We start from the raw sequence: 13,495 nt of genomic DNA, 5'->3' as shown, positions 1-13,495 counted from the left end.
GTCAGGCTGCGCGGCGGGAATCGGGCAATGCTCGGCGGTTGGCCAGCACCGTTTCACGCACCGCCTGCGCCAGGCGGCCGCTTGTTTCGGCCGCCAGAAAGCGCGCCTCAATGGCGTCCAGCGACTCGTCTGCGGTGCCAGCCTCGCGCTGGCGCGCGTCGTACAGGGCAATCGCTTCGCGCGCCTCTTGCACCGTCAGCCCGGTTTCGTCGGCAATGCGCCCCAGCGTGGCCCAGTATTCGATCTGGCCAGCAACCGAACGGCGCTGTGGCTGGGCAGCTTCGCGGGCCTGCTGGACCAGGCTTGCGGACAATTTCACGGAAGCAAACGGGCTGGATGACGCGGCCATGATGTACTCCTTTATGGCGCATTTTGCGCCACTTTACCCATTTCTGCAACAACGGCATAATCCGCAACAAACAAGCCAACAGCACCGAAAAACAGCATGAGAAAACAGGGAACCGTGGTTCGGTGGAGCGGTGCCAAAGGCTTCGGATTCATCAAAAGCGATCAGACGCCCGCCGACATCTTCTTCCACATCCGCGACTTTTCGGGTGCCCCGGTACCCACAGAAGGGTTGCAGGTGGGCTTTGAAGAAATTCAGGTGGGCGGCAAAGGCCCACGGGCCATGCAGGTCAGTCCGCTGACCAGCGTGAAAAATCCGAACTTCACCAGACAACCCGCCAGACCGCGGCGCGCAGAGCAACCGAGCAGGCGCGCGCCAGAAACGGCAAGCCCAGCCCAGCCCAACGGCCTGGTGATGGCGCTGATGCTGGTGTGGTTGGTGCTGCTGGTGGCTGGCGCATTCACCGGCCGTTTCACCTGGTTTGTATTGCCCGCGGCATTGGGGCTGAACCTGATGACTTTCTACACCTACTGGCAAGACAAACACGCCGCCCGCCAAGGGGCCTGGCGCATCAAGGAAGACACCCTGCACCTGCTGGGCTTGGCAGGCGGCTGGCCAGGCGCCTGGTTTGCCCACCAGATTCTTCGGCACAAATCGAGCAAGCAGGCTTTTCGCGCGGTGTACTGGGCCACGGCCATTTTGAACACCGTCGCCTTGCTGGCCTGGGTGGCGCTGCCCTGGTTTCAGCGCTGAAACGCCGCCTACAAATAGAGACCGGCCGGGTCAACCGGGTTTGCGTTTCGCGGCGCCACCGGTCTGGCGGGGTGGCAAACCGGTGTGCTGGGTCAGCATCTGGCCTTTGCGGGGCTGAGCCGGATGGGCACCGGGCTTGACCACCGCCGCAGCCCGCTCGCTGGCTTTGCCCAACGGCGTGCTGTTTTTGCGGCGCGCACTCTGGTAGCTGCCGTCTGTGAGTGGCTGGAAGGTGGGGATCAGGTGGTGCTTGCCGTTGCCGATCAGGTCCGAACGGCCCATGGCCTTGAGGGCTTCGCGCAGCAGCGGCCAGTTGTTGGCGTCGTGGTAGCGCAAAAACGCCTTGTGCAGGCGCCGGCGCTTGTCGCCACGCACAATGTCCACCCGCTCGGCACGCTCGGGATCGCGGCTGATGCCCTTGAGCGGGTTCATGCTGCTGTGGTACATGGCCGTGGCCGTAGCCATGGGGCTGGGGTAAAAGGTTTGCACCTGGTCGGCACGGAAACCATTTTTCTTCAGCCACACGGCCAAGTTCATCATGTCCTCGTCGCTGGTGCCCGGGTGGGCGGCAATGAAGTACGGAATGAGGAACTGCTTCTTGCCGGCTTCTTCGCTGTATTTTTCAAACAGCTGCTTGAACTTGTCGTAGCTGCCAATACCGGGCTTCATCATCTTGGACAGCGGCCCGCCTTCGGTGTGCTCGGGCGCGATCTTGAGGTAGCCACCGACGTGGTGCTGCACCAGCTCTTTCACGTACTCGGGGCTCTTCACGGCCAGGTCGTAGCGCAGGCCAGAACCGATCAAAATTTTCTTGATGCCGCGCAGCTCGCGCGCGCGGCGGTAAATTTTGATCAGCGGGCCGTGGTCGGTCGTGAGGTTGGAGCAGATGCCGGGATACACGCAGCTGGGCTTGCGGCAGGCGGCTTCAATCTCGGGGCTCTTGCAGCCCAAGCGGTACATGTTGGCGGTGGGGCCGCCCAAATCTGAAATGACACCGGTGAAGCCTGCAACCTTGTCGCGGATGTCTTCCACCTCTTTGATGATGGATTCTTCCGATCGGCTCTGGATGATGCGGCCTTCATGCTCGGTGATGGAGCAGAAGGTGCAGCCCCCAAAACAGCCCCGCATGATGTTCACGCTGAAGCGGATCATTTCCCAGGCCGGGATCTTGGTCGCACCGTCGTGTTTGCCGTGCTCGTCGGCGTAGTCGGGGTGCGGGCTACGGGCGTAAGGCAGGTCGAACGCGTAGTCCATTTCCGCCGTGGTGAGCGGAATGGGGGGCGGGTTGATCCAGACGTCGCGGGCCGTGGCCCCGTCGCCGTGGGCCTGCACCAGCGCGCGGGCATTGCCGGGGTTGGTTTCCAGGTGCAGCACGCGGTTGGCGTGGGCGTACAGCACGGCGTCGCTCTTCACCTGCTCGTAGCTGGGCAGACGAATCACGCTGCGGTCACGCGCGGGTGCCTTGCGCTTGCTGACCAGCGCCGGATTGGGCATGAATTGCAACGGCTGGATCGCAGGGTTGGTTTCGGCTGCTCCTGAGCCGCCCTCTTCCTTGCTGCACGTCTGGCCCTGCGCCTGCGCCTGCTCGCTGGTGGTCAGATAGGGGTTGAGGTGGTCTTCCACCCGGCCCGGCATGTCCACGTCGGTCGAATCTATTTCGATCCAGCCTTCGGCGGTGGGGTCGTTCGGGCGGCGCACAAACGCGGTGCCGCGCACGTCGGTGATCTGGGCAATGGGCTCGCGCGCCGCGATGCGGTGCGCCACTTCCACCAATGCGCGTTCGGCGTTGCCGTACAGCAGCAGGTCGCATTTCGCGTCCACCACGATGCTGCGGCGCACCTTGTCGCTCCAGTAGTCGTAGTGGGCAATGCGGCGCAAGCTACCTTCGATGCCGCCCAGAATGATGGGCACGTCCTTGTAGGCTTCGCGGCAGCGCTGGCTGTAGACGATGGCCGCGCGGTCGGGGCGCTTGCCGCCCACGTCGCCAGGCGTGTAGGCGTCGTCGCTGCGAATTTTGCGGTCCGCCGTGTAGCGGTTGATCATGGAATCCATGTTGCCCGCGGTCACACCCCAAAACAGGTTGGGCTTGCCCAGCGCCTTGAAGGGCTCGGCGCTTTGCCAGTCGGGCTGGGCAATGATGCCGACCCGGAACCCTTGCGCTTCGAGCACCCGGCCAATCACGGCCATGCCGAAGCTGGGGTGGTCCACATAGGCATCGCCGGTGACCAGAATGATGTCGCACGAGTCCCAGCCCAGGCGCTCCATTTCGGTGCGGCTCATGGGCAAAAACGGCGCTACGCCGAACCGCTTGGCCCAGTAAGGGCGGTAGCTGGTGATCGGCTTGGCAGCGCGCGCGAAAAAGGAGACGTCGACGGGGGCGTTCATGGTACGGGTGAAAAGTGACCGCGAAGTGTACGGTTTTAGCCCCCGCACAGGAAACCAAGGGTTAAGGAGGCCCCCGCAACCTGCCGTCCGGATGCGCTCGCACATCGCGAGCGGTGCCGGTTACAGCTGGATGCACAAGCAACCAAGGCTTTACCCGGCATCTTGCGCTTGATCAATCTTCGTCAGAGGCAGCGAACCACAATAAGTCACCAGCAAATACCGCACGGGGTATCCAATGCTCTTGGTAAATGCGTGGGATGGTTCTCGGAAAAACCTCTATTTCTCATCAAGGAGTCGTCATGAAAAAGCATGTATGGATCAAGGCGCTGGCGCTCACGGTTTCGCTGGCAGGTGTCGGCATGGTGGGCGCACAAGATCAAACACGAACGCAAGACCAGCTAAAAACACAGGGCCAGGACCAAATGCGCGATCAGGACCGCATTTACGCGCACGAGCTGATGACCGATGCTGAGCGTGCGGCCTACCGCGAGCGCATTCGCTTGGCCAAAACGATCCAGGAGCGCGAACGCATCCGGGAAGAGCACCGGATTCAGATGGACGCTCGCGCCAAAGAGCGTGGTGTGGTGATCATGCACGGAGGCCCGGGCGCACCCGGCGGCGCGGCTGGTGGCTCCGGCGGTGGCGCAGGTGGACGGAACTGACGACCTATTCCATGGCCGCCGGCAGATTCAGTGCGTCTTGGCTCAACACGCACACGCTCAGATGGGCTCATCGCTCGCGGTCTCCAACAAACAAAGGGACACTTTCATGAAAAACCGAACCTCGATCAAAACCGCCCTGGCCGCTTTGGCCTTGAGCGCGCTGGGAACCGTCTTGGCACAAGACATGAACCGCAACCTCACAGAGGAGCAGTTGCGCACCCAACAGCAAATGCAATTGCAACTGCAGGAGCACAACCGCATTTATGGCCATGAGTTGATGAGCCAGGAAGAGAGCAATGTGTACATGGAGCGACTGCGACTGGCCTCGAGCGAGCAAGAGCGGGAGCGCATTCGCAACGAGCACCGGGAGCGCATGGATTTGCGCAAGCGTGCCTTGAACGGGGTGGGCAACCGTGGCGCGGGCGCCGGTGCGGGTGGCGGCATGGGCGGCAAGTCGCCAGTGATCATTCCCGGCCCCAGAGGCGGCGGTCGCAACTGTGCGACGGGCGCACCCACGGGCCCACGGCCCTCAACGGCTGGCCGCAAGCGGTCAGCCGTTTTTCGTTTTGGCCTCGCCAGGGCAACACCCGCGACCAGACGCAGCGTGCATCTCGTTACCCCTCTTACGGTACAGACCAGAATGTAAGCCACGTGGCCATTAGCATGACTGCTTCACTTTTTGAAGGAGCTGGCATGGCACTGCACTTTGGCAAACGAGAACCCGAATCCCTGAAACCCCTTAACGCCAGCGTGACGCCGCAGCGTTATGGCGGCCTGAACGCTGGCACGGTCGCACCCACCGCACCGGTGGCTGCCGAACCCGAACGGGCCTCGGCCCCAGACAGCTCCGCCACCGGCGCCATGCCCGAAGGCGGCAGCAAGCTCACGGTGGGGCCCAACATCAAGCTCAAGGGCGTTGAAATCACCGACTGCGACACCCTGGTGGTGGAAGGCATGGTGGAGGCCACCATGGACTCGCGCGTGATTCAGATTTCGCAGCAGGGCGAGTTCAAGGGGTCGGCCGAAATCGACATTGCCGAGATTCGTGGCTTGTTCGACGGCAACCTGACCGTGCGCCAGAAACTGGTGATTTACGCCACGGGCAAGGTGACCGGCAAGATCCGCTACGGCAAGGTGGTGATTGAAGAAGGTGGCCAGCTGTCCGGCGACATTGAATGCACCGTGAACGGAGCAGCAAAGACCGCCACCAAGCCAGCCATGGCGCTGGCAGCCTGACCCACCTGTTTACAAGGCAGCCGCCCGCGCCGCGCAGGCGCTGCCTTTTGTGAATCTTCTGTTGGGCGGGCGGTTTGACCCGCATTTGCCCGACCCCGGCGCCGCCGTTATCCTCAAGGGCATGTACGCCGGTTATTTTGGCCTCAAGCAGGCCCCCTTCTCCATTGCCCCGGACCCGCACTACCTCTTCATGAGCGAGCGCCACCGGGAGGCACTGGCGCACCTGCTCTACGGCATTGAAGGCGGCGGCGGCTTTGTGTTGCTCAGCGGCGAGATTGGTGCGGGCAAGACCACCATTTGCCGCTGCTTCCTGGAACAACTCCCCAAGCACTGCAACGTCGCCTACATCTTCAACCCCAAGCTCACCGTGGGCGACCTGCTCAAAACCATTTGCCACGAGTTTCAGGTGGCGGTGGAGCATGAGGGCGTGGGGCCGGCCACCATCAAAGACTACCTGGACCCTTTGAACGACTACCTGCTGCGTAGCCACGCGGCCGGGCAGCACAACATCTTGATCATCGACGAGGCGCAAAACCTCACCCCCCACGTGCTGGAACAGTTGCGTCTGCTGACCAACCTGGAAACCAGCGAACGCAAGCTGCTGCAGATCATCCTGATTGGCCAGCCTGAGCTGCGCCAGATGCTGGCCCGCCCAGACCTGGAACAGCTCGCCCAGCGCGTGATTGCCCGCTTTCACCTGGGCACGCTCACCGAAACCGAATCGCGCCAATACATCCAGCACCGCATGGGCGTGGCGGGCCTGCAAGGCCCGTTGCCGTTTTCAGACGACGCGCTGCGCCGCATCCATGCGCTCACGCGCGGCGTGCCGCGCCGCATCAACCTGCTGTGCGACCGCGCCCTGCTCGGCGCCTACGCCACCGGACAGCCCCGGGTGGAACGCGCGGTGGTCGACAAGGCCGCCGCCGAGGTGTTTGAGTCCGAAGCGCTGGCAACCGCGCCTGCAGCTGCACCGGCCCAGGCGCTGGCCCAACGTCTGGGCACGCTGGCCCTGGGCGCCTTGGGCGGTGCTGCCTCGGCGGCCGCGCTGTTCTGGCTGTGGACGGGAAGCACCCTGGCGCCCGCACCCCACACGCCGGACAGCCAAAACGTGCCAACCGCCACGGCGCCCGTGCTGCCCCCTCCACCGCAGACCGAACCGGCGGCCGCTGCAGCCACCGCCTCGGCCGTGCCACCCGAGCCACCTGTCGCGGCCCCGCCAACGCCAGAACCCACACCGGGGCCACTACCCTTTTCGGCCCTGTGGCGCAACGAAGCGGCCGCCCTGCATGCCATGGGCCCCTTGTGGGGCGCGGCACTCAGCCAAACCGCGCCTTGCACAGACGCGCCACGCGAACAACTGCAATGCTTTCGTATCGGCCGCATGACCCTGCACGGCCTGCGGCAAATGGACCGCCCCGCAGCGCTCTTGCTTCGACTGCCAGGCCAAGGCAACGGCTGGGCAGTGCTGACGGCCATGACGAGCGAAACGGCCACGCTGCGCACCGAAAACGAACGCTGGCTCGTGCCGCTCACCGCGCTGGCCGACATCTGGCGCGGTGACTATGCAACCCTGTGGCGCACACCACCGGGCCAGCAAGGCCGTTTGAACAACGGCAACACCGGCCCGGCAGCCGACTGGCTCGCACAGCAACTGGAGCAACTGCAATCCACCGGCCAGATCGCTGCTGAGTCGACCGATTTTTCGGCACGCGTCCGCGCGTTTCAGCGCAGCCAGGGCGTTGATGGCGATGGCCTGGCGGGCCCCATGACCTTCATGCTGGTCAACCGGGCCAGCGGTGTCGATGAACCCCGTCTGGGCCTGGACTGAGCGCTCGCACCCCGCGTCTAACCGACCCAATCCCCAAGACCTGCCGATGTCCTACATTCTTGACGCACTCAAACGCGCCGACGCCGAACGGGAGCGCGGCCACGTGCCCGGCCTGCACACGCACAACGTGCCGCCTGAAGCAGCCCCACGCGGTCGCAAAAATGGGTGGATCATCGCGGCCGTCCTCGCGCTGGCGGCTATGGCTGTGGCGTTGGCCGCCTGGTGGATGCAACCACCCGCACCTGCCCAGCCCTCTGAGGCCGGCGCCGCAAGCCACGCAGCCATGCCGACCGCCTCGCAGCAGCAGGCACCCACCACCCCAGACCCCACCCCGGCCGTCAACCCCGAACCCAGCGCACCACCGCCCGTGCTCGCGGCGCCACCCGAGGCGGTGCTGCCCCTGCTGGCTCCGCCACCCCCTGCCCCGCTCACCACGCTGCCCGAGGCCAAAAGCGCGGCAACCAGCACCCCGAGCGCGTCACCCGAAGCCCCTGCAACCGCCAGCAGCGGCCCCAGCACGCAGCCTCCCGCAGCAGGCGCCGCAGCACCTGCGCCGGTGCGCAGCTTCGCCGAGCTGTCACCCGAAGCACGCGCAGCGTTGCCAGCGGTCAATGTGAGTGGCTCCACCTACTCGCAAAATCCGGCGCACCGCATGCTCATTGCCAACGGCAAGGTGGTGCAAGAGGGGCAAGAAGTTGCGCCGGGGCTGGTGCTGGAAACCATCGGGCCAAGCAGCGCGGTGCTGAACCACCGTGGCCTGCGCTACCGCATTGGTTATTGAATCTGCGCAACCCCAGACCCCAACGGAACAACCTCATGAACACCGAGCGTCCCTCCTTGGTCGAGCCCGTTTTGAAAGCCGAACAGCTGTGTTTTGCATGGCCCAACCGCCCGCTGTTCAACGCGCTGAGCTTCAGCATACCGCCCGGCTTGAGCCTGGTTAGGGGCGACGACGGTTGTGGCAAAAGCAGCCTGATCCGGTTGATGGCCGGTGATCTGGCGCCCGATTCAGGCACCTTGAGCATCCGCGGCACCCGGCTGGACGAGCAGCACGGTGCCTACCGCCAGCAGGTGTTCTGGATCGACCCCCAGACCGAAGCGCACGATGCCATCAGCGCTGCGGGCTACCTGGAAAGCCTGAGCCACCACTACCCCCGCTTCAACACCGACGCACTGGCAGACCTGGTGGCCGGGTTCGCCCTCGAACCGCACCTGAACAAGCCGATGTACATGCTCTCGGCGGGCAGCAAGCGCAAGGTGTGGCTGAGCGCGGCCTTTGCCGCAGGCACACCACTCACCCTGATCGACCAGCCCTTTGCCGCACTCGACGCACCATCGATGCGGTTTTTGACCGAGCTGCTGCAAGAAGCCGCCAGCCACCCGAGCCGGGCCTGGGTCATCGCGGATTACGAGGCGCCAGCGGGCATCGCACTGGCCTCCGTCATCAACCTCTGAGCGACCGGGCCATGCGGGCGGTTACCGGCCGCCCAGACCCATGCCGCGCGAAATCACTTCTTTCATGATCTCGTTGGTGCCGCCGTAAATGCGTTGAACCCGCGCGTCGGCGTAGGCCCGTGTGATGGGGTATTCCCACATGTAGCCGTAGCCACCAAAGAGCTGCACGCACTCGTCCATCACCTTGCATTGCAGATCGCTGCACCAGTACTTGGCCATGCTGGCGGTGGCGGTGTCGAGCTGGTCCACGGCCACCAGTTCGCAGCATTTGTCCACAAACACGCGGGCCACCTGCACCTCGGTCTGCATCTCGGCCAGCTTGTAGCGCGTGTTTTGAAACGCGGCCACGGTCTGGCCAAACACCTTGCGGTCTTTCACGTAGGTCACTGTCCAGTCAATCGCAGCCTGCGCGGCCGACACCGCACCGATGGCGATCTGCAGCCGCTCCCAGGGCAGCTGTTCCATGAGGCAGATGAAGCCCTTGCCTTCGGCGCCGAGCAGGTTTTCGGCTGGAACGCGCACGTTATCGAAAAACAGCTCGGACGTATCCTGCGCCTTCATGCCCAGCTTTTTCAGGCGCTTGCCCTTCTCAAAGCCCGGCATGCCGCGTTCGATCAGCAACAAGCTCGTGCCCTTGGCGCCCGCAGCCGGGTCGGTCTTGGCCACCACGATCACCAGATCGGCGTGCCAGCCGTTGGTGATGAAGGTTTTGCTGCCGTTGAGCAGGTAGCTGCCATCGGTCTGCTTGATGGCAGTGGACTTCACGCCTTGCAGGTCGCTGCCGGCGGCGGGCTCGCTCATGGCAATGGCGCCCACCATGGCGCCGCTGGCCAGCAGCGGCAGGTACTTTTGCTTTTGCGCTTCGGTGCCGTAGTGCAAGATGTACGGCGCCACAATTTCGCTGTGCAGCCCGTAGCCGATACCGCTGAAACCCGCGCGCGCCAGCTCCTCCATCTGCACCACCGAATACAGCTTGTCGGCGTCCGAGCCCCCGTAGGCTTCGGGCATGGTCATGCACAAAAAGCCGTTTTCGCCGGCCTTGTTCCACACGGCGCGGTCCACATAACCCTGCTCTTCCCAGGCCTCGTGAAAGGGCGCAATTTCCTTGTCCATGAAGCGGCGAAAACTGTCGCGAAAGGCTTCGTGGTCGGCGTTGAAAAGGGTGCGGTCGATCATGGTGTCACCTATCAGACTGGGTGGGTTTATTTTTACAAAGCAAATGCTTGGCAAAAGTCTATACTGTTCCGTCCGTTCCATCCAGAGGGACGCCACAGGGACAGTTCCCAAGGAGACAGCATGACTGAAGCCTACGTTTTTGATGCGATCCGCACGCCGCGCGGCAAGGGCAAGAAGGACGGCAGCCTGCACGAGGTGAAGCCGGTCAACCTGCTGGCCGGCCTGCTGACCGAGCTGCAACGCCGCAACGACCTGGATACCGCCGCCGTGGACGACGTGGTGATGGGCGTGGTCTCGCCCATCGGCGAGCAGGGCTCGGTGCTGCCCAAGGTGGCGGCGCTGAAAGCCGGCTGGGACTGGCGCTGCTCGGGCGTGCAGATCAACCGGTTCTGCGCCTCGGGCCTGGAAGCGGTAAACATGGCCGCCATGAAGGTGAAAAGCGGTTGGGAAGACCTGGTGGTGGCTGGCGGCGTGGAAAGCATGAGCCGCGTGCCCATTGGCTCCGACGGCGGCGCCTGGGCGCAAGACCCCGAAACCAACAGCGCCACGCTGTTTGTGCCGCAGGGCATTGGCGCGGATTTGATCGCCACCCTGAGCGGCTTCAGCCGGGCCGACGTGGACGCCTTCGCACTCGAATCGCAAAAACGCGCCACGGCTGCGCGCGCCGCCGGTCACTTTGACCGCTCGGTGGTGGCGGTGAAGGACGCGCTGGGCCAGACCATTCTGGCGCAGGACGAGTTCATCAAACCCCACACCACGCTGGAAGGCCTGGGCGGGCTGAAGGCCGCTTTTGAGCAGCTCGGCGCCATGGGTTTTGATGCCGTGGCCCTGCAGCGCTACCCGCAGGTGGAGCGGATCCACCACGTGCACCATGCCGGCAATTCGTCGGGCATTGTGGACGGCGCAGCGGCCATCCTGATCGGCTCTGAAGCAGCCGGAAAGACGCACGGGTTTACGCCGCGTGCACGCATCGTGGCCGTGGCGCTCTCGGGCGCCGACCCGACCATCATGCTCACCGGCCCCATGCCGGCGGCGCGCAAGGCACTGGCCAAGGCGGGCCTCACCATCGACCAGATCGACCTGTTTGAGGTCAACGAAGCTTTTGCCGCCGTGCCCATGAAGTTCATGCAGGAGATGGGTGTGTCGCATGAAAAGGTCAACGTCAACGGCGGCGCGATTGCGCTGGGCCACCCGCTGGGCGCGACGGGCGCAATGATTTTGAGCACGCTGATCGACGAGCTGCACCGCACGGGCAAGCGCTATGGCCTCGCCACCCTCTGCGTGGGCGGTGGCATGGGCATCGCCACAGTCGTCGAAAGGGTCTGACGACCTACCCCCGCGCCACGCTTCGCGTGTCACCCCCTGTGAGGGGGCAACGCCAGCGGCCCGGCAAAGCCGGTTCCACGGCGTTCTCTCACAGACACCTCGCTCGCAAGGCACCTCAGGAGCCCTGACATGATCACGAAAACCATCCGCTACGAACTCGCCAACGCTGCACTCGGCACGGTGGCCACCATCACCTTCGACGAGCAGGGCTCGCCGGTCAACACCATGTGCCTGCAGTGGCAAGACGACCTGGACGCCGTCGCGGCCCAGGTGGTGAAAGACAAGGCCCAGCTCAGAGGCATCGTGCTGGCCTCGGCCAAGAGCACCTTTTTTGCTGGCGCCGACTTGAAGGGCGTGATGCGCTCCACCGCTGCCGACGGACCGCGCGTGTTCACCGAAATCGAGCGCATCAAACGCAACTTTCGGACCCTTGAAACCCTGGGTGTGCCCGTGGTGAGCTGCCTGAACGGCGCAGCGCTCGGCGGCGGCTGGGAGGTGGCGCTGGTGGGCCACCTCCGCATCGCCGTCAACAGCCCCAAGGTGCAATTTGGCCTGCCCGAGATCACGCTGGGCCTGATTCCCGGCGGCGGCGGCATCACCAAGATGACGCGGGTGCTGGGCCTCATGGCCGCGCAGCCCTATGTGCTGGAAAGCAAGCTGTTTGGCCCCGAGGAAGCTTTGAAAATCGGCGTGGTGCACGAGCTGGTGGCCACACCCGACGAGCTGATGCCGCGCGCGCTCGCCTTCATTGAAGCGGCGCAAGGCAAGCCCGAGGCCGCGCAACACGTGTGGGACCGCAAGGACTACAAAATGCCCGGCGGCACACCGAGCAACCCCAAGATCGCCGGCATGTTGAGCGTGGCGCCCGCCGTGCTGAAGCAAAAGACCCGGGGCCTCTACCCCGCCCCCGAAGCGGCGCTGGCCGCCATGGTCGAAGGCGCCATGGTGGACTTCGACACCGCCATGCGCATCGAGAGCCGCTACCTGGCCGGGCTGATGGTCAGCCCCGTGGCCAAGAACATGATCAACACCTTCTTCTTCAACCTGAACGCCATCAAGGGCGGACAGTCAAGGCCGGGCCCTTCGACTGGCTCAGGACGAACGGAAAAATACCAGCCGAAAAAAGTGGGCGTGCTCGGCGCCGGCATGATGGGTTCGGGCATCGCCTATGCGCAAGCGACCCGAGGCATCGCCACCGTGCTCAAGGACGTGAGCCTTGATGCCGCCGAAAAGGGCAAGGGCTACACCGCCAAGCTCACGCAGAAGCGCGTGGACAAGGGCCAGATGAGCGCCGAGAAGCAGCAAGGTATCCTGAGCCTCATCAAGCCGACCGACAGCGCACAAGACCTGGCAGGCTGCGACCTGATCATCGAGGCCATATTTGAAAACCGCGCGCTGAAAGCCCAAGTGACCCAGGAGGCCGAGCCCATGCTGGCCGACGGTGGCTTCTTCGCCAGCAACACGTCCACCCTGCCCATCTCCGGCCTGGCCCAGGCCAGCGCCAAGCCACAGAAGTTCGTCGGCATCCACTTCTTCAGCCCGGTGGACAAGATGAAGCTGGTGGAGATCATCCGAGGCAAAGACACCGACGACGAGACCATCGCCCGCGCCTACGACTACGTGCAGGCGCTGGGCAAGCTGCCGATCGTGGTGAACGACTCGCGCGGCTTCTACACCAGCCGCACCTTTGGCACCTTTGTGATGGAAGGCGCGGCCATGCTGGGCGAAGGCATTCCGGCCGCGGTCATTGAAAACGCCGCCATGCAGGCCGGTATGCCGGTGGGCCCGCTGGCGGTGCTGGACGAAACCGCGCTCTCGCTCTCGGTGCATGTGCTCGACCAGACCCGCGCCGACCTGGCTGCCGAGGGCAAGACCTACACCGCCACGCCGGGCGAGTTGCTGGTGGAGCGCATGGTGAAAGCGCTGAACCGCGCAGGTCGCGCCGCCGGCGGTGGCTTTTACGACTACCCCGTGGGGCAAAAAAAGCACCTGTGGCCCGAGCTGAAAACCCTGTTTGAACAACCGGGCGCAGTCTGGGACTTGCAGACGGTGAAAGACCGCCTCCTGTACCGCCAGGCGGTGGAGACCGCGCGTTGCCTGGCCGAGGGCGTACTCACCAGCGTGCACGACGGCAACATCGGCTCCATTTTCGGCATCGGTTTCCCGGCCTGGACCGGTGGCGCCCTGCAGTTCATCTACGGCATGGGGATTGAAGCCTTTGAGCAGCGCTGCGGTGAACTGGCCGCCCAACACGGCCCGGGATTTGCCTTGAGCGCCGGCGTGACGGCCGCCCTGCGCCGGCACCAGCCTGTGTACTGATGCCGGTGA

Annotated in this window: 12 protein-coding genes; 9 read left to right on the top strand and 3 right to left on the bottom strand. The window is 64.3% G+C overall.

Annotation, left to right across the window (positions count from 1 at the left end):
* Position 1: 1 nt before the first annotated feature.
* Entirely contained in the window at positions 2–349 is a 348-nt protein-coding gene (locus AC0GNR_RS01060; RefSeq protein ID WP_472899160.1) for a TA system antitoxin ParD family protein, read from the bottom strand.
* A gap of 96 nt (positions 350–445) precedes the next feature.
* Here AC0GNR_RS01060 and AC0GNR_RS01055 point away from each other — a divergent pair, with 96 nt between their 5' ends.
* Positions 446–1,099: a DUF1294 domain-containing protein gene (locus tag AC0GNR_RS01055; protein WP_472899159.1), complete on the top strand. Its 654-nt coding sequence runs from the start codon at positions 446–448 to the stop codon at positions 1,097–1,099.
* Between the two features lie 30 nt (positions 1,100–1,129).
* On the opposite strand, the gene AC0GNR_RS01050 is transcribed toward AC0GNR_RS01055, so the two are convergent.
* A complete protein-coding gene (locus AC0GNR_RS01050; RefSeq protein ID WP_472899158.1) occupies positions 1,130–3,484 on the bottom strand; it encodes a YgiQ family radical SAM protein in 2,355 nt (784 codons plus the stop codon).
* A gap of 299 nt (positions 3,485–3,783) precedes the next feature.
* Here AC0GNR_RS01050 and AC0GNR_RS01045 point away from each other — a divergent pair, with 299 nt between their 5' ends.
* The 6 genes from AC0GNR_RS01045 (at position 3,784) to AC0GNR_RS01020 (ending at position 8,665) form a co-directional block, all read left to right on the top strand.
* On the top strand, positions 3,784–4,146 hold the full coding sequence (locus AC0GNR_RS01045) for a hypothetical protein (protein WP_472899157.1): 363 nt from the start codon (positions 3,784–3,786) through the stop codon (positions 4,144–4,146).
* 106 nt (positions 4,147–4,252) lie between these two features.
* Entirely contained in the window at positions 4,253–4,792 is a 540-nt protein-coding gene (locus tag AC0GNR_RS01040) for a hypothetical protein (protein WP_472899156.1), read from the top strand.
* 47 nt (positions 4,793–4,839) lie between these two features.
* The gene (locus AC0GNR_RS01035; RefSeq protein ID WP_472899155.1) at positions 4,840–5,382 is read left to right on the top strand and encodes a bactofilin family protein; all 543 of its coding nucleotides are present in this window, start codon (positions 4,840–4,842) and stop codon (positions 5,380–5,382) included.
* 121 nt (positions 5,383–5,503) lie between these two features.
* Complete coding sequence (locus AC0GNR_RS01030; protein WP_472899300.1) at positions 5,504–7,210, top strand: ExeA family protein; 1,707 nt, start codon at positions 5,504–5,506, stop codon at positions 7,208–7,210.
* A gap of 46 nt (positions 7,211–7,256) precedes the next feature.
* A complete protein-coding gene (locus AC0GNR_RS01025; protein ID WP_472899154.1) occupies positions 7,257–7,991 on the top strand; it encodes a general secretion pathway protein GspB in 735 nt (244 codons plus the stop codon).
* 35 nt (positions 7,992–8,026) lie between these two features.
* Positions 8,027–8,665: an ABC transporter ATP-binding protein gene (locus AC0GNR_RS01020; RefSeq protein ID WP_472899153.1), complete on the top strand. Its 639-nt coding sequence runs from the start codon at positions 8,027–8,029 to the stop codon at positions 8,663–8,665.
* 21 nt (positions 8,666–8,686) lie between these two features.
* Here the strand turns inward: AC0GNR_RS01020 and AC0GNR_RS01015 are convergent, their stop codons facing one another.
* Positions 8,687–9,841: an acyl-CoA dehydrogenase family protein gene (locus tag AC0GNR_RS01015; RefSeq protein ID WP_472899152.1), complete on the bottom strand. Its 1,155-nt coding sequence runs from the start codon at positions 9,839–9,841 to the stop codon at positions 8,687–8,689.
* A 120-nt stretch (positions 9,842–9,961) separates the two neighbouring features.
* On the opposite strand from AC0GNR_RS01015, the gene AC0GNR_RS01010 reads away from it, so the two are divergent.
* Together AC0GNR_RS01010 and AC0GNR_RS01005 are read left to right on the top strand one after the other, a co-directional pair.
* Positions 9,962–11,167, top strand: a complete 1,206-nt coding sequence (locus tag AC0GNR_RS01010; protein ID WP_472899151.1) for an acetyl-CoA C-acetyltransferase — start codon at positions 9,962–9,964, stop codon at positions 11,165–11,167.
* A 129-nt stretch (positions 11,168–11,296) separates the two neighbouring features.
* Positions 11,297–13,486, top strand: coding sequence for a 3-hydroxyacyl-CoA dehydrogenase NAD-binding domain-containing protein (locus AC0GNR_RS01005; protein WP_472899150.1), 2,190 nt, complete (start codon positions 11,297–11,299; stop codon positions 13,484–13,486).
* Positions 13,487–13,495: the final 9 nt, after the last annotated feature.

Source organism: Hydrogenophaga sp. LT287 (assembly GCF_055702805.1).
The sequence above is the reverse complement of the archived record's forward strand: the minus strand, read 5'-3'. Positions and strand labels throughout refer to the sequence as shown.